This window comes from Pseudarthrobacter naphthalenicus (genome assembly GCF_029076445.1).
Lineage (GTDB): Bacteria > Actinomycetota > Actinomycetes > Actinomycetales > Micrococcaceae > Arthrobacter > Arthrobacter naphthalenicus.
On record NZ_JARESG010000007.1, the window covers coordinates 120,759 to 136,172 of the forward strand.

General features: G+C 66.1%; 15 protein-coding genes and 1 riboswitch. Of the genes, 7 read left to right on the forward strand and 8 right to left on the reverse strand.

Annotated elements, in window-relative coordinates:
- Positions 1–39 precede the first annotated feature (39 nt).
- Together PY310_RS09150 and PY310_RS09155 are read left to right on the forward strand one after the other, a co-directional pair.
- On the forward strand, positions 40–591 hold the full coding sequence (locus tag PY310_RS09150) for an RNA polymerase sigma factor (RefSeq protein ID WP_275214068.1): 552 nt from the start codon (positions 40–42) through the stop codon (positions 589–591).
- The gene (locus tag PY310_RS09155; protein WP_275214069.1) at positions 588–1,460 is read left to right on the forward strand and encodes a hypothetical protein; all 873 of its coding nucleotides are present in this window, start codon (positions 588–590) and stop codon (positions 1,458–1,460) included. Before PY310_RS09150 ends, PY310_RS09155 begins: the two co-directional genes overlap by 4 nt.
- Positions 1,461–1,470: 10 nt before the next feature.
- Here the strand turns inward: PY310_RS09155 and PY310_RS09160 are convergent, their stop codons facing one another.
- From PY310_RS09160 to PY310_RS09190, 7 genes are all read right to left on the reverse strand, one after another.
- Positions 1,471–1,965, reverse strand: coding sequence for a CoA-binding protein (locus tag PY310_RS09160; RefSeq protein ID WP_275214070.1), 495 nt, complete (start codon positions 1,963–1,965; stop codon positions 1,471–1,473).
- Entirely contained in the window at positions 1,962–3,323 is a 1,362-nt protein-coding gene (locus PY310_RS09165; protein ID WP_275214071.1) for an O-acetylhomoserine aminocarboxypropyltransferase/cysteine synthase family protein, read from the reverse strand. Before PY310_RS09165 ends, PY310_RS09160 begins: the two co-directional genes overlap by 4 nt.
- Positions 3,323–4,507: a dimethylsulfone monooxygenase SfnG gene (gene sfnG, locus PY310_RS09170; protein ID WP_275214072.1), complete on the reverse strand. Its 1,185-nt coding sequence runs from the start codon at positions 4,505–4,507 to the stop codon at positions 3,323–3,325. The genes PY310_RS09165 and sfnG overlap by 1 nt, the downstream gene beginning before the upstream one ends.
- Positions 4,504–6,495, reverse strand: coding sequence for an acetate--CoA ligase (acs, locus tag PY310_RS09175; RefSeq protein WP_275214073.1), 1,992 nt, complete (start codon positions 6,493–6,495; stop codon positions 4,504–4,506). The genes sfnG and acs overlap by 4 nt, the downstream gene beginning before the upstream one ends.
- Positions 6,471–7,373: an ABC transporter permease gene (locus PY310_RS09180; protein ID WP_275214074.1), complete on the reverse strand. Its 903-nt coding sequence runs from the start codon at positions 7,371–7,373 to the stop codon at positions 6,471–6,473. Before PY310_RS09180 ends, acs begins: the two co-directional genes overlap by 25 nt.
- The gene (locus PY310_RS09185) at positions 7,373–8,422 is read right to left on the reverse strand and encodes an aliphatic sulfonate ABC transporter substrate-binding protein (protein ID WP_275214075.1); all 1,050 of its coding nucleotides are present in this window, start codon (positions 8,420–8,422) and stop codon (positions 7,373–7,375) included. The genes PY310_RS09180 and PY310_RS09185 overlap by 1 nt, the downstream gene beginning before the upstream one ends.
- Positions 8,423–8,535: 113 nt before the next feature.
- Positions 8,536–9,351, reverse strand: coding sequence for an ABC transporter ATP-binding protein (locus PY310_RS09190; RefSeq protein WP_275214076.1), 816 nt, complete (start codon positions 9,349–9,351; stop codon positions 8,536–8,538).
- A gap of 320 nt (positions 9,352–9,671) precedes the next feature.
- Between PY310_RS09190 and PY310_RS09195 the strand changes: the two genes are divergently transcribed.
- Entirely contained in the window at positions 9,672–10,097 is a 426-nt protein-coding gene (locus PY310_RS09195) for a CoA-binding protein (protein WP_275214077.1), read from the forward strand.
- 49 nt (positions 10,098–10,146) lie between these two features.
- On the opposite strand, the gene PY310_RS09200 is transcribed toward PY310_RS09195, so the two are convergent.
- The gene (locus tag PY310_RS09200; RefSeq protein WP_275214078.1) at positions 10,147–11,175 is read right to left on the reverse strand and encodes an isopenicillin N synthase family dioxygenase; all 1,029 of its coding nucleotides are present in this window, start codon (positions 11,173–11,175) and stop codon (positions 10,147–10,149) included.
- Positions 11,176–11,296: 121 nt separating this feature from the next.
- A riboswitch (SAM riboswitch) is annotated at positions 11,297–11,388 on the forward strand.
- Between the two features lie 136 nt (positions 11,389–11,524).
- On the opposite strand from PY310_RS09200, the gene PY310_RS09205 reads away from it, so the two are divergent.
- The 4 genes from PY310_RS09205 to PY310_RS09220 are packed head-to-tail and all read left to right on the forward strand — an operon-like array spanning position 11,525 to position 15,387.
- Positions 11,525–12,325: a methionine ABC transporter ATP-binding protein gene (locus tag PY310_RS09205; RefSeq protein WP_275214079.1), complete on the forward strand. Its 801-nt coding sequence runs from the start codon at positions 11,525–11,527 to the stop codon at positions 12,323–12,325.
- On the forward strand, positions 12,318–12,983 hold the full coding sequence (locus PY310_RS09210; protein WP_275214080.1) for a methionine ABC transporter permease: 666 nt from the start codon (positions 12,318–12,320) through the stop codon (positions 12,981–12,983). Before PY310_RS09205 ends, PY310_RS09210 begins: the two co-directional genes overlap by 8 nt.
- A gap of 46 nt (positions 12,984–13,029) precedes the next feature.
- Positions 13,030–14,466 (forward strand): LLM class flavin-dependent oxidoreductase, encoded by a 1,437-nt coding sequence (locus PY310_RS09215; protein WP_275214081.1) that lies wholly within the window; start codon positions 13,030–13,032, stop codon positions 14,464–14,466.
- 48 nt (positions 14,467–14,514) lie between these two features.
- Positions 14,515–15,387, forward strand: coding sequence for a MetQ/NlpA family ABC transporter substrate-binding protein (locus PY310_RS09220; RefSeq protein WP_275214082.1), 873 nt, complete (start codon positions 14,515–14,517; stop codon positions 15,385–15,387).
- The last annotated feature ends 27 nt before the right edge of the window (positions 15,388–15,414 follow it).

Here is a 15,414-nt window from a genome sequence, read left to right on the forward strand (position 1 = left end):
TAGCGGGAACACCGTCCCCCCAACGAAGGCCCTACGTCCGTGATCGATGCGCTGACAGACGCTGCCTTGCGTGCGCGTGCCCGGGATCCGGAACTTTTCAACGTTGTGTACCGAACCTACGCAGGGCAGGTCCTGGGCTACCTCACAGCCCGCGGGGTAGAAGATCCGGAGGCTGTTATGCAGGAAGTGTTCCTCGCCGTCCTGCCGCGGCTGGAAACGGTCACCGGTGGCGTGGCCGGGCTGCGGACCTTCGTCTTCTCGGTGGCCCACGCCCGGATGGTGGACGACCACCGGCGCCGGCGGCGGGCGCCCCTTGAGCTTCCGTTCGAACCCGACCTGGACGGGCGGGAAGAGACATCAGCCGAAGACACGGTGATGGAGCGCATCGCCCCGCAGGAGGTACAGGACCTCCTCAGCGTCCTCCCGGATGAGCAACGGGAGGTCCTGACCCTCCGCCTGGTGGCGGGCCTGACTGTCGAACAGTCAGCGGAAGTGATGGGAAAAAGCAACGGCGCCGTCAAACAGCTGCAGCGCCGCGCACTGATCCGGCTGCGCGAGCAGGCCGCAGTGAAGGAGTACGTAACGCCATGATGGCCAACACCAGCAGCCTGCTCGATACCGTGGACGAAATGCTGCACGACGCCGGCGAAACCGACCCGGCGCTCCGTGCCGCCCTGGTCTCGTTCGGAGCCCTCGGGTCCCTGCCGGTCCCTGAGCCGCGCCCTGACCTGGCTGCGCTCCTCTCGGCACAGACCACCCTGCTGGTCCGCCACCGGCTGCGCCGCAGGCACCGTACGGCTGCCGTGGGCCTTGCCGTGATCGCCGGTATGGGGTTGGGTGTCAGCGGAGTGGCAGCGACGGTGTCCACGCCGAAAGTGCATGCCAGCGCCTCCATCCAGCAGATGTTGCAGGACTGGGCCCCTGAATGGACCATTGCGGGAACTCTGGCCGCCGGCGGTCCCGCAGATAGTCAGACCGGGACGGCCGCGCAGGAGTCCGGCGCCGGGGATGCGGCGCCTGCCGGCCCCGGACAATCGGATTCGGAACCTGCCGAACGTAGCGTTGCCGGGCAGGAGCAGTCGGGGTCTGATGCCGAAACATCCGCAGAGGCGGAAACGGCCAACTCCGGACGGGGCGACAAGCACGATGCCGCGGACCGGGGCACGGATAACCCGGCGGCGGATGCCGAGGCAGTCCGCACCCCGGCTGGCGACAGCGCGTCACCGAAGGCGCCCCGCACAAACGGTGCCGGCCCGGCACAGAACCAGACTCGCCCGGCAGAAGCGCCCGGCGTTCCCGGCGGCACTCCTGCTGACGGGCTCGCAGGAACCGGGAAGCTCATGACCAACGCACCCTCGGACACCGCGAAGGCGGCCGTCCGCGCCCCGGGAGGGAAGGAAAAAACCGGAGCCGGCGATGCCGGCCCCGGTTCGATCTGGCTGAAGAAGTTCAACCACTAACCGCCTGCGGTCAGGACAGAAGCTGCCGGCGGGAGGAGATGACGCCGGTATCGAAGCCGGCCAGGTGCAGGCCGCCGTGGAACCGGGCGTGCTCGATCTTCACGCAACGGTCCATCACCACGTTGAGGCCGGCTGCCTCGGCGTCAGCGGCCACGGCCTCGTGCCAGGAACCCAGCTGCAGCCAGAGCGTCTTGGCGCCGGCGGCGATGGCTTCATCCAACACGCCGGGGAGGTCATCGTGCTTACGGAAGACATCCACAATGTCCGGGCTTTCGGGCAGATCGGCAAGCGAGGCGTAGGTGGGCTGGCCCAGGATCTCCTTGACCACGGGATTTACAAAGTAGACCTTGTACCGCGTGGACGACTGCAGGTAGGTGGCAACAAAGTAGCTGGCACGTGAGGGCTTGTCGGAGGCACCCACAATGGCGATCGACTTGGCCGAGCGAAGGAGGTTCAGCCGTTCCGGGGCGGAAGGGCCCTCCCAGGTGCGGGTTTCGATGCTCATGCGCGTGCTCCGATCGTGCAGGACTCGGCTTCGGGGGCGAAGCCTTCAGCGGTTGAGCCAGTCGAGGCGGCGGCTGCGGAGGCCTCAGCCAATGCCTGGTCCAGGTCCCACAGGATATCGTCAATGTCCTCCAGGCCCACGGAGATGCGCACCAGGTCCTCGGGAACGCCCGCGGACTGGAGCTGTTCCGGGCTCAGCTGCTGGTGGGTGGTGGAACCCGGGTGGATGACCAGGGTGCGCGAGTCGCCCACGTTGGCCAGGTGGGAGGCCAGCTGCAGGGCTTCGATGAACTTCTGCCCGGCGGCGCGGCCGCCCTTCACACCGAAGGAGAACACCGAGCCGGGGCCCAGCGGCAGGTACTTTTTGGCCCGCTCGAAATGCGGGTGTGAGGGCAGGCCGGAGAAGTTGACGTAGGCCACGCGGGGATCGGCTTCGAGCCATTCCGCCACGGCCTGGGCGTTCTTCAGGTGCTCGTCCAGCCGCTGCGGGAGGGTTTCCACGCCCTGCAGCAGCTGGAAGGCCGAGAGCGGCGAAAGTGCCGGCCCGATGTCGCGCAGCTGTTCGCAGCGCAGTTTCGTGAGGAAGCCGTATTCGCCGAAGTTTCCCCACCAGGAGACGTTGCCGTAGGAGGCCACGGGCTCGGTCATGGTGGGGAACTTGCCGTTGCCCCAGTTGAACCGGCCGCTTTCGACGATCACGCCGCCCAGGGTGGTGCCGTGACCGCCGAGGAACTTGGTGGCGGAGTGGATCACGATGTCGGCGCCGTGCTCGATCGGGCGCACAAGGTACGGCGTGCTCAAGGTGGCGTCGACCACGAGGGGGATGCCGGCGTCGTGCGCTATCTTTGCCAGCCCCGCAAGGTCCTGGACTTCCGACGACGGGTTGGCCACCACCTCGACGAAGATGGCCTTGGTGTTTTCCCGGATCGCCGCGGCATAGTCCGCGGGGTCCGTGCCGGGTACGAAGGTGGTGTCCACGCCGAAGCGGCGAAGGGTGACATCGAGCTGGGTGACCGTTCCCCCGTACAGCTGGGAGGCGGCCACGATGTGGTCCCCGGCCTGGGTCAGCGCGGCGAAGGTGATGAACTCCGCCGCCATGCCGGAGGACGTGGCCACCGCGCCGATGCCGCCCTCCAGCGAGGCGATGCGCTCTTCGAACGCGGCGACGGTGGGGTTGCCGATGCGGGAGTAGATGTTGCCGTACTTCTGCAGCGCGAAGAGGTTGGCCGCATCCTGGGTGTCCTTGAACACGAAGGACGTGGTCTGGTAGATGGGCACCGCGCGGGCGCCGTGCTCGGCGTCGGGGGTTCCGCCGGCGTGAAGGGCGCGGGTGCGGAAACCAAATTTGCGGTCAGACATTAGACGGCCACCTTTTCAGGAGTAGCGGAGAGGTCCAGTTCGGTGCCGTTCCTGCGGGCGAGGTCGGCTTCGAGTTCGCGGACGATCGGAAGGATGTCCTGGCCGAATGCGGCCACTTCCTCCTGGAAGTGCAGGTAGCAGGTCAGCATCAGGTTCACGCCGATCTTCTTGTATTCGACGATCCGTTCGGCGATCTGCTCCGGGGTGCCGATCAGCTGGGTTTTGAAGCCGTCGTTGTACTGGACCAGGTCCTCGAAGCTGGAGTCGGCCCACATGCCCTTGCCGTCCTTGGTGGACGCGCCGGCTTCCTGCACGGCGTCGCGGAAGCCCTGGACTGCGGGTTTGTGTGCCTTCGCCACGATCTCGCGGAGGGTGTCGCGGGCTTCCTTCTCCGAGTCACGGGAGATGACGAACCCGTTGAGTCCGAAGCGGGGTGCGGGCAGGGCGCCGTCGGTGCCGCGCTTCGTTTCACCGGCAGCAGCAACAACGCCGGCAATGTTCTCCTTGAAGCCTTCCAGGTCCTTGCCGTTGGAAAAGTACCAGTCCGCCACACGGCCGGCGGTGGCCTGGGCCGCGGTGGAGTTGCCGCCGAAGAAGATCTCCGGGTGCGCACGGCCGGGGACATCCACCGGGGCCGGGTTCAGCGTGAAATCGGTGATGTTGTAGTACTTGCCGGACTGGCTGTACTCCTGCTCGGTCCACAGGCCCCGCAGGACCCGGATGAACTCCTCGGTGCGGACGTAGCGTTCGTCGTGTTCGAGCCACTCGAGGCCAAAGTTGGTGAACTCGTTCTTGAGCCAGCCGGAGACGATGTTGACGGCGGCGCGGCCGTTGGAGATGTGGTCCGCGGTGATGATGTACTTGGCCAGCACGCCGGGGTGCCACATGCCCGGGTGAACCGCGGAGATGACCTTGAGCCGCTCGGTGGCTGCCAGCAGGGCGAGGCTGAAGGACGTGGCCTCGTGCTGCTTGTCCGCACCGTAGGACGCGGCGTACCGGGTCTGGGTGAGGGCGTACTCGAAGCCGGAGTTCTCGGCGATCTGTGCCAGCTTCTTGTTGTAGTTGAAGTCCCAGCCGGTCCGCTGTTCGATGGTGGAGACCACCAGGCCGCCGGAAACATTCGGCACCCAGTAGGCGAACTTCAGCGGCTCGGAAAGACGGGCAACGTTGCTGATGTCATTCATGAATTTTCCTTTGCTAGGGTCCGCTCGCGCAGGACGTCCTGGATTCCGGCTATCGCCGGCTCGTTCTGGAGTGAGGTGGTGTCGCCCAGGGCGGTCCCCTCAAAAAGTTGGGTCAGCAGCCGGCGCATGATCTTGCCGCTGCGGGTTTTGGGAACATCGGGAACCACGACGACGTCGCGCGGCTTGGCGATGGGGCCGATTGCCTTCGCGACGTGGTTGCGGAGGTCGTTGGCGCAGTCCTGCGGAGCGTCGCCCCGCAGGACAACAAACGCGACAATCGCGTGCCCGGTCTTGGCGTCAGCCACCGGACAGACGCCGGCCTCCACCACGTCCGGGTGGGACACCAGGGCCGACTCGATCTCGATGGTGGACAGCAGGTGGCCCGACACGTTAAGGGTGTCGTCCACGCGGCCCAGGATCCAGATATCGCCATCCTTGTCATATTTGGCGCCGTCGCCGGCCAGGAACCAGCCCTGGTCGGCGTACTGCCGCCAGTAGGAGTCGAGGTAGCGCTGGGGGTTGCCCCAGACGGTCCGCGCAATGGACGGCCCGAAAGCGTCAACCACAATGAAGCCCTGGACGCCCGGCGGAACGGTATTGCCGGCGTCGTCCACGATCCTGGTACTGACCCCGGGCAGCGGGCGGGCCGCGCAGCCGGGTTTGAACTCGGTGTCCGTGGGGGCGGGGGAGAGGATGGTGGCCCCGGTTTCGGACTGCCACCACGTGTCCACCACCGGGGCGGTGCCGGCGCCCACGTTCTGCCGCAGCCAGCGCCACGCCTCGGGGTTGACGGCCTCGCCCACGGTGCCGAGCATCCGGATGGAGGACAGGTCGTAGGTGTCCGGCACGCCGTCCGGGAACCAGCCCATGAGGGAGCGGACCAGGGTGGGTGCGGTGTAGTACTGCGTCACGCCGTAGCGTTCGATGATCTCGAAATGCCGGCCCGGGTGCGGGGTGTTCGGGGTGCCTTCGAAGATCACCTGGGTGACGCCGTTGGAGAGCGGCCCGTAGATCTCATAAGTGTGCGCGGTGACCCACGCAAGGTCTGCCGTGCACCAGTGCACATCCTGCTCGCGGAGGGCCGGATCGGGGTTGCTGAACAGGTGCTCGTAGCTCCAGGACGCCTGGGTAAGGTAGCCGCCCGAAGTGTGCACCAGGCCCTTGGGCTTCCCGGTGGTCCCGGAGGTGTACATGATGAACAGGGGAGTTTCGGCGTCGAACGCTTCCGGTTCGTGGACGTCCGGGGCGTTTCCGACGACGTCATGCCACCAGACGTCGCGGCCTTCCGTCATGGCGACGCTGTCCAGGTCCCCGGCGGCGGTGGTGCGGTTGACCACGAGGACGTGCTCGATGGCGTTGTCCCCGGCGACGGCCGCGTCCGCGTTGTCCTTGACCGGCACGGCCACACCGCGGCGGAACTGGCCGTCGGTGGTGACCAGCAGCTTGGCCCGGGTGTCCTCAACACGGAACTTCAGGGCTTCGGCCGAGAAACCGCCGAACACCAGCGAGTGGATGGCACCGATCCGCGCCACGGCAAGGGTGATGATGATGGTCTCAGGGATGACCGGGAGGTAGATGACCACGCGGTCGCCCTTGGTGATGCCGAGGTCCAGGAGCGCGTTGGCGGCCTTGGCGACTTCGCGCTGGAGTTCGGCGTACGTGATGGCGCGGCGGTCACCCGGCTCGCCTTCGAAGAAAAGCGCCACCTTGTCGCCGCGGCCGGCCTCAACATGGCGGTCCACGCAGTTGTAGGCCACGTTCAGGCGTCCGCCGGCAAACCACTCGATCCGCGGAACGGAGTATTCCGCCTCGTCGGCCGGGACGTCCGGGCCGCTGAGGCGCACCGCCTTTTCGAAGGTGTGGGCGGTGTGCCAGGGTTCGGCCCATTCGAGGCGCCGGGCGGCGTCCTCCCAGAAGGCGATCCGTTCCGCCTCGGTGCCGGGGTGTGCTGTTTCCAACGTGCTCAGGCCCATCGTTTTACCGCCCATTTCTCTGCCAGGCCCAGCAGGGCGTCAGTCAGTTTTCCAATCACGGCCAGCAGGACAATGGCGAGGAAGAGCCTGTCCGTGCGGCCGTTGTTCTGTGAATCGATCAGCAGGAAGCCGAGCCCCATGGAGGAGGCAATCAGTTCTGCGGCCACCAGGAACAGCCACGCCTGCGCCAGTGCCAGCCGGAGTCCGGAGAACACTGCGGGAACCACGGCGGGCAACTGGACCGTGGTCAGCAACCGGACCCCTTTGAGCCCGAACGCACGGGCGGCTTCCACGAGGTTGCGGTCCACATGCCGCAGCGCCAGCGAAACGGTGGTGAACACCGGGAAGAAGGCGCCGATGATGATCAGCGTGACCTTGGAATCCTCGCCAATCTTCAGCCAGAGGATCAGCAGCGGAACCCATGCCAGTGAGGGGACGGCGCGCAGGGCGCCGATGGTGGGGGCAAGCAGGGCATCGGCAACCCTGGACAGGCCCACGGTGGCACCCAGGATGAGGCCCAGCGCGGCGCCGATCAGGAACCCGATCAGCACCCGCTGTGTGGAGATGGCAATGTGGGTGCCCAGTTCGCCGCGGCCCAGCAGTTCACCGGCCGCCCCCAGCACCATTGCCGGGGGAGGAAGCTGCACCACGCTGAACAGGCCGGTGGAGGAGGCCACCTGCCAGGCTGCCAGCAGGATTGCCGGGATGATCAGGCCAAGGGGCAGACGCGCCCAGTTCCGTGAACGGACTCCGGCGGGAGACCATCCCGTTGCCGGAGCGGATGCCTTGGGGGCGCCCGTCCGGGCGGCGTCTGCCGTTGCTGCGGGAGCGGCTGCAGCGCGCTCATCCGCAACACTATTGCCGGTGAGGTAGGGGCTTCCGGGAGTGCTCATCAGGAACCCTTAATGGCTGACGGATCAGCCTTCTTCACCAGCGAGTCGTCGAGAAGGGAGGCCACGGCGTCGTCGATCTGCTGCTGGGTCTTGACGTCGCCGGTTTCCACGAAGGTGGGGCCGATCTTCTCCAGTACTTTGCGCTGCGCCTCTCCGGGCGCGGCGTCTACGTTCAGGTTGCTGCGTTCCAGCACCACCGTCTTGGCCACGGACAGGTCAAGGCCGGCCACCTTGGCCAGGATCCGGGCCGTCTGGTCAGGGTTGGCGGCGGCCCAGGCGCGGGCCTTTTCGTACGCGTTCACTACGGCCTGGGCCAGTTCGGGCTTGTCCTTGAGGAAGGACTCGGTGGCGTTGAGGAAGCCGTAGGTGTTGAAGTCCAGGTTCCGGTAGAAGAGCTTGGCGCCTTTCTGTTCGGCGCCGGCCATGATGGGGTCCAGGCCGGACCAGGCCTGGACCGAGCCGTTCTCCAGTGCGGTGCGACCGTCGGCGTGCTGCAGGTTCTGGACCGTGACGTCGCCAGGCTTCAGGCCGGCCGCTTCGAGGGCCTGGAGGAGGAAGAAGTACGGGTCCGTGCCCTTGGTGGCGGCTACGGACTTGCCCTTGAGGTCGGCCACGGACGTGATGGACGAACCGGCGGGGGCAACCAGCGCCGCCCATTCCGGCTGGGAAAAGATGCTGATGGTGCGGATGGGCGAACCGTTGGAGCGGGCCAGGAGGGCGGCGGAGCCCGCGGTTGATCCGACGTCGATGGCACCGGCGCGGAGTGCCTCGTTCGCCTTGTTGGAACCAGCCGACTGGACCCAGTTGACGGTGACGCCCTGGTCCTTGAGGCTGGCTTCCAGCCAGCCCTGGTCCTTGATGACCAGGCTGAGCGGGTTATAGGTGGCGAAGTCGATGTTCAGCGTGCTGCCCGAGGTGCTGCCGGCGGCCGCCGCCTGGCCGGAAGAGCCCTCGCCTGCAACGCAGCCGGTCAGCGCGAGGGCCGAAACGGCTGCTACGGCTGCCGCCCCGAGGAGGGAACGGCGGGTGAGGGGGCGTGCGTGCTGCATTGTTTTCCTTTGCGCTGGTGATGCGGAGTGATGAAGAGTTCGGCCCTGGCGGGTTAATGCCCGACGGCGGAGCCTGCGTGCGTGAATCGGCTTGCCGGCGGTGCCGCGGGGAGTCAGTGCCCGTCCACGCCCAGGCTGGCGAGGAGGGAGGCGCGCAGGGCGGCGAGTTCTGCCGAGGCGCGGTTGCGGGGGCGGCTGCCGGGGACCTCGACGGTCCGGACGATCGTGGCGCCCGGGCCGTGGGTGGCTGCGCCCAGGACGATGATGCGGTCTGCCAGTTGCAGTGCCTCATCAACATCATGGGTGACCAGGAGCACGGTGGTGGGTTCCGCCCGGTGAACGTCCAGGAGCAGGTCCTGCATTTTGATCCGGGTCAGTGCATCCAGGGCGCCGAAGGGCTCGTCCAGCAGCAGGACACCGGGGTTTCGTGCCAGGGCCCGGGCAAGCGAGGCCCGCTGGGCCATCCCGCCGGAGACTTCGCGGGGACGGTGCTTGGCGAAGCTGTCCAGGCCCACGAGTTCGAGCAGCCTGGACACCTTGGCCTTGCCTTCTTTGGCGCTGCAGCCGGTGGGCAGGCCGATCGCCACGTTCGCCTGCAGCGTGTGCCAGGGCAGCAGCCGGGGTTCCTGGAAGGCAAAGGCGCAGCGCGGATCAATGCCCTGGACGGGGGTGTCCTGGATGACAACGGAACCGGCGCTCGGCGAGTCCAGGCCGGCGGCGGCGCGCAGCAGGGTTGATTTGCCGCAGCCGGACGGTCCCAGGATGGCCAGCACCTCACCTGCTGCAACGTCGAAAGTGACGTCCTGCAGCACGGTGTGGGCGGCCTCCCCGGTCCCGAAGGTGCGCCGCAGCCCCCGGAAGGACACGGGAAGTGCGGAGGACGTGCCGGCATGGTCGGCGGCACGCTCGGAAGACAGGACTGCAGTCATGGGATCACTCCATCGGTCCTGGCAGTAGCACCCTACGGAGTCAAGCCTCTTAGCGGAATGGTCAGTTCCGCGTACCCAAGGCTCGTTCCTTGCTATCAGCGTGTGCCGTGGGGGCTCACGCTGACCAGGGTTGCTGCGGCTTCATCGATCCAGGTCTCTCGGCCGCTCGGGATGGTCACTACCCACTAGACCTGAGATGAACAAACAATCCAAATCCGCGGCTCGCCGCACGTAATGTTCGTTCACATCTCCTGCGGACCTGCACCATCATTCATAAATTCGGCAACAGGGAGCCTGGGAAAGCGGCGTAGGCTGGGGGCATGGGCCACACCAACGATCCTGCAGTCATAGAACGCCTCATGCGAAACAAAGGGCGGTGGGCCATTGTTGGGCTGACCACCAATGAATGGCGCGCCGCGTACGACACCTCGCTGTTCATCCGCGACCGCCTGGGGATGGAGATCATCCCCGTGAACCTGCCCGGAGACCCGGTGCACGGCGAAACCGGGTACCGCACCCTCGCTGACATCCCGGCGGAAAAGCAGCCCATCGACGTCGTGGACTGCTTTGTGAATTCGCAGAAAGTGGGCGCGGTGGTTGACCAGGCCATCGCCGTGGGGGCGAAGGCCGTGTGGCTTCAGCTGGGCGTCATAGACGAGGCCGCCGCCGAGCGGGCGAAAGCCGCCGGCCTCGATGTGGTGATGAACGTCTGCCCGGCGCAGCAGGCGTGGAAATACAACCTCTGACCGGCCCCGGGGAGGGCGCGGCCAGCGGTCACTCCTGCATCACCAGCGGTCAGCGCTGCATCAGTTCCGGGTAGTGCCGCTCGGTCACGTCCGGGTGCGCGCGCATCCGGCCCTTGAGCATGTTCAGGCCGAACGAGGCGAGCAGCGGGTTGTTCGGATCGTCTGAGACTCCGCGTGCCTGTGCCTTCAGTTCGGGTGGCAGCGGCACCGGGTCGATCACGGCGTCCAGCCGCGGGGACCAGAAGAACGGGACGGAGTAGCGGTCCACCCCCGGCGGCGGCGCCTGCACCCGGTGGATGGTGGCGGCCAGGTACCCTTCGGTGGCCACCTCGAGCATCTCACCCAGGTTCACCACCAGCGCGCCCGGAATAGGCTCAACGGGCGCCCATTCGGTGGTTCCCGGCGGGAGTACTTCGAGCCCGCCCACGTCGTCCTGGAGCAGGAGGGTGACAAAACCGTAGTCGGCGTGGGAGCCCACACCCTGATCGCCGGCCGCTTCCACCACACCGCCAACGTAGTGCACCAGCTTGCCCATCCAGGCGGGTTCGTCACCGAAGGGCTCATCGAAGTGGTCCTCGGGCAAGCCGAGGGCCACGGCGATGCCGCGCAGGAGCTCCATGCCCACCTCGGACATCAGCTCGGCCCAGGCCATGGCTGCCGGCTTAAGCTCCGGCATTGCCTCATCCGGCCACAGATTGTGGCCCTGCAGCAGCCAGTAGGGCTGGTCTGCAGGGTAGTCGTGGACGGGTTCCCGCTCGGGGGAGTAGTCGATCTGCTCGCGGGCGTCCGCCCTGCCCTGGGTGACTTCGGTGCCCATCCTGGTGTAGCCCCGGAAATGTGGGGAGAGCCTGTTATCCAGCTTCATCCGTTCCTCGAGGGGCAGGTCGAAGAAGCGCTTGATGAGGGCCAGGAGCTCCTCGGCCTGGCCGGGCGCGGCTCCGTATCCGGTGATTTGGAAGAACCCCACGTTGTGGGCAGCATCCCGCAACTGGTCAATGAACTCCGGACTGAACGAACCGTACGGCTGGCGGGCGGCGCTCATGTCCAGAACGGGGATGGTTGCCTGATCGGGTGACATCTTCGCAGACTAGCACCGGCCGGCTCCCCGTGGGCACCCCACATTGAGTTGGGTGTCGTCGCCTTACGCCTTGTGACATTTAGTTTTTCATCCGGTGCCGCGTGTGCCAGATTCGTTGCTGTAACCATCTCGAGCGGCTGAGAGACCTGGCTCTGTGACGCCGCAGCAACCCCCTTCATTTGAAGACGGTGCTACTGCCAGGACCGATGGAGAACCTCCGTGTTCCCGGCCCTTGGGCTGCGCAAGCGACCCCGGGTTCCGGGCTGCGAAGGTTTCCTCGGGTTATCCCGGAGGAATTCATGAACGTACAGACCGGCAGCCGCGCGGCAGCCCCATCAGGTGATGACCTGTGATTGAGATCCAGAACGTCAGCACCTCCTTTGACTCTCCCAACGGACGTTTCACCGCCGTTGATGATGTCAGCCTCCACATCCAGCGGGGCACCATCCAGGGCATCATCGGGTTCTCCGGGGCGGGAAAGTCCACGCTGCTCAGGAACATCAACCTCCTGGAGCGCCCCACGTCAGGCCGCGTCCTGGTGGACGGCGTTGACCTCCTGACCTTGTCCGATGCCGAGCTGCGCACCAAGCGGCACCACATCGGGATGATCTTCCAGCACTTCAACCTGCTCAACAACCTCACTGCGCAGGAGAACGTTGAGCTTTCCCTGAAGTTCGCCGGCATCGGAAAGTCCGAGCGCCGCCGTCGGGCTGCCGAAACCCTGGAGATCGTGGACCTTAGCGACAAGGCCGGAACGTACCCGGCCAAACTGTCCGGCGGCCAGAAGCAGCGCGTGGCCATTGCCCGCGCCCTTGCCACCGAACCCAAGGTGCTGCTCTGCGATGAGCCGACGTCGGCAGTTGACCCTCGTACAACGGCCTCTGTCCTGCAGTACCTCGCTGATGTAAATGCCGAATTCGGCATCACGATTGTGGTGGTCACCCACGAAATGAACGTCATCAAGGCCATCGCGGACAACGTTGCCGTGATGGAAGAGGGCCGGGTTGTGGAGCAGTTCGACCTTAGCGAGCTGCAGCGCCCGGGTTTCCACCCGGCCACCCAGAGCGGCCGGTACCTGATCTCTGACGAGATCCAGCTCGACCGTTCCGCCCACGCGACCGCCGCCTCGGAAGGCCTGCTCAATGTTTGACCGCATCCTTGAAGTCCTGCCCGAAATCGGTGTGGCCATGGGCCAGACCCTCACCATGCTCCTGGTGGCCATTCCGCTGGCGGTGCTCCTCGGCACACCCCTGGGCGTGCTGCTTTACACCATCGGGCCCAACGGGCTGAAGCACCGCCCCAGGCTGCACCGCATCCTGGACGGGCTGGTCAACCTGATCCGGTCCTTTCCGTTCCTGATCCTGCTGATTGCCATCATCCCCGTCACCAGGTTCATCGTGGGCACCACCATCGGCACGGCCGCCGTCATTGTCCCGCTGACCATCAACGCCATTCCCTACTTCGCCCGTTTTGTGGAACAAAACCTCAGCCAGCTGGGCAGCGGCGTGGTGGAGGCGGCCCGGTCGATGGGCGCCAGCCGGTCCCAGATCGTCCGGGATGTCCTCATTGTGGAGGCCAAGCCCGGGCTGGTCAGCTCCATCACCATCATGACCGTCAGCTTCATCTCCTACTCGGCAATGGCCGGCCTGGTGGGCGGCGGCGGGATCGGCGATTTCGCTATCCGCTACGGGTACTACCGCTACGAAACACCGCTGATGATCACCGCCATTGTGCTGATGATCCTGCTGGTCACCATCGTCCAGCTGGGCGGCTCCTACATTGCACGGCGCCTGGACAAGCGGCTCTGATCCTGCCCGGCGTCCGCACACCCACTTCTTCCGGAAGGCACCCCCCATGACTTCAACACCCAGTACCCGCTTCGACGGACCCCGCCCACGCCTGCTGATCAGCGCGTTCGTGATGAACACGACCAGCCACATCATGGGCGGCCAGTGGCGGCGCCCGGAGGCGCAGCAGCACCGGTTCAACGAGCTGCCGCTGTGGCTCGACCTGGCCCGCCAGCTCGAAGACGCCAAGTTTGATGCGATCTTCTTCGCCGACGTCGTGGGCCTGTACGGCGATTACGACGGCGGGTGGGCGTCGCTGCTGAAAAAGGGCATCCAGGTGCCCTCCAACGATCCCCTGATCCTGCTGTCCGCACTCGCCACCGGGACGCAGGAGATTGGACTGGCTGCCACCTCGTCCGTCATCCAGAGCCATCCGTTCCAGTTCGCCCGGCAGATGTCCACGCTGGACCACATCAGCAACGGACGCGTGGCCTGGAACATTGTCACCAGTGTGCTGGAGAACGCCCACCGGAACTTCAACGCCACCGAACTGACCAAGCATGACGAGCGCTATGACTGGGCGGACGAATATGTCGAGGCGGCCTACAAGCTGTGGGAGGGCTCATGGGAGGACGACGCCCTGCTGTTGGACAAGGAAACCGGCGTCCATGCCGACCCGGAAAAGGTCAGCAAGATCTACCACCGCGGGCCCCGGTACTCCATTGACGGGCCGCACCTCTCCGCGCCGTCAAGGCAGCGGACCCCGGTGCTTTTCCAGGCCGGCAGCTCGGGCCGCGGCCAGCAGTTCTGCGCCGCCAACGCTGAGGCCACCTTCACCCTGGCCCCGAACACGGACGTGGCAGCGAAGTACACGGCGGCCGTCCGTGAACAGGCCGCCGCCGCAGGGCGCCACCCGGATGACGTGAAATTCCTGCAGGGCATGCACTTCGTGGTGGGCGGCACCGAAGCGGAGGCCAACCGCAAGGCTGCCGAACTGGAGGAGACTCTGGATATCGAAGCCCTGCTGGCCCATGTGGGCGGCGGCTTCGGCGTCGATCTCGGCGGACTGCCGCTGGACACCCCGCTCGGCGACCTTGAGACCGAAGGCAGCCAGGGCCACCTGACTGCGATCCGGGCCTCCGTCCGGGGCGGCAACCCCACGCTCCGGGACATTGCCCTCTACCGCAGCCGCGCCAACCGCGTGGTGGGTACGCCGGAACAGATCGCCGACCGGGTTGAAGAGTGGCAGGACGCCGGAATCGACGGCATCAACATCATCAACCAGACCCTCCCGGGCTCGTACACCGACTTCATCGAGGGTGTGCTGCCGGAACTGCGGAGGCGTGGGCTGGCTCAGGCGGACTATGCGCCGGGCACCCTGCGCGAGAAGCTCTTCGGCGCCGGACCGCGCCTCAACGACCGGCACCCGGCCTCAGCTTTTCGGGGAGCCTTCACCGAGTTCTCAGCGGCCGCTGAGAACAAGCCAGCCACCATCACCGTTTAGCTCACTCCACCTCCCCGCCACACCCTGACCCTCAAAGGACCCCGAACAATGCAGCGTAGAAGTTTCCTCAAGTATGCCCTCGCAGGCGCCGGTGCAGTCTCGGTTTCGGCCCTCACGGGCTGCGGCCTTGTCAACCCGGGCGGCGCCAGCGCGGCCGGCGACGGCAAGACCATCAAGATCATCGTGACCGAGTCGGCTCCGTACCAGGAACCCACCAAGATTGCCCAGAAGCTCCTCGCAGCCAAGGGCTGGACCCTGGAACCCACGTACGTCACGGACATCATCCAGCCCAACCTTGCCGTGGCCAACGGCGAGTTCGATGCCAACTTCTTCCAGCACAACGCCTACCTGAGGCAGTTCAACCAGGACAAGGGCCTGGAGAACGTGGGCCTGTTCTACGTCTACAGCGCCCCGGGCGGCATTTGGTCTGACAAGTACAAGTCCCTCGCCGAGCTTCCGGACGGCGCCAAGATCGGGATTCCCGTGGACCCGGCCAACAACGGCCGCGCCCTGTTTATGCTCCGCGACGCCGGCCTGCTGGAACTCTCGGAGGCCACGGTGATCCACACCTCGCAGAAGAACATCACTGCCAACCCGAAGAAGCTGCAGTTCGTGGAGGTGGACCAGCAGTCCCTTGCCAAGACCCTGCCTGATGTCGACGCCGGATTCCTCGTGGCCCGCATGGCGGCCGACGCCAAGCACACCAGGGCGGATGCGCTCGCTTTCGAATCCGACGCAGACCAGGTTCCGTTCCGGATCGTCGTCGCAGGCCGGAAGGACTTCGCCGGTTCGGAGAAGGCATCCGCCCTTAGGGAAGCGTTCCAGTCGCCCGAGGTCAAGGCCTGGTTCGCCAGCTACCAGAACGGGATACTTCCCACTCCGTGGGACCAGGATCCGGCCGCTGACATTACCAAGCTCTAACCAGGCATCGCAGCTCATGAAGGGGGA

Bases quoted from the DNA above. Each gene is read 5' to 3' on its own strand.
- PY310_RS09155 (WP_275214069.1), top strand. From the start codon at position 588: ATGATGGCCAACACCAGCAGCCTGCTCGATACCGTGGACGAAATGCTG.
- PY310_RS09160 (WP_275214070.1), bottom strand. From the start codon at position 1,965: ATGAGCATCGAAACCCGCACCTGGGAGGGCCCTTCCGCCCCGGAACGG.
- PY310_RS09165 (WP_275214071.1), bottom strand. From the start codon at position 3,323: ATGTCTGACCGCAAATTTGGTTTCCGCACCCGCGCCCTTCACGCCGGC.
- sfnG (WP_275214072.1), bottom strand. From the start codon at position 4,507: ATGAATGACATCAGCAACGTTGCCCGTCTTTCCGAGCCGCTGAAGTTC.
- acs (WP_275214073.1), bottom strand. From the start codon at position 6,495: ATGGGCGGTAAAACGATGGGCCTGAGCACGTTGGAAACAGCACACCCC.
- PY310_RS09180 (WP_275214074.1), bottom strand. From the start codon at position 7,373: ATGAGCACTCCCGGAAGCCCCTACCTCACCGGCAATAGTGTTGCGGAT.
- PY310_RS09185 (WP_275214075.1), bottom strand. From the start codon at position 8,422: ATGCAGCACGCACGCCCCCTCACCCGCCGTTCCCTCCTCGGGGCGGCA.
- PY310_RS09190 (WP_275214076.1), bottom strand. From the start codon at position 9,351: ATGACTGCAGTCCTGTCTTCCGAGCGTGCCGCCGACCATGCCGGCACG.
- PY310_RS09195 (WP_275214077.1), top strand. From the start codon at position 9,672: ATGGGCCACACCAACGATCCTGCAGTCATAGAACGCCTCATGCGAAAC.
- PY310_RS09200 (WP_275214078.1), bottom strand. From the start codon at position 11,175: ATGTCACCCGATCAGGCAACCATCCCCGTTCTGGACATGAGCGCCGCC.
- PY310_RS09210 (WP_275214080.1), top strand. From the start codon at position 12,318: ATGTTTGACCGCATCCTTGAAGTCCTGCCCGAAATCGGTGTGGCCATG.
- PY310_RS09215 (WP_275214081.1), top strand. From the start codon at position 13,030: ATGACTTCAACACCCAGTACCCGCTTCGACGGACCCCGCCCACGCCTG.
- PY310_RS09220 (WP_275214082.1), top strand. From the start codon at position 14,515: ATGCAGCGTAGAAGTTTCCTCAAGTATGCCCTCGCAGGCGCCGGTGCA.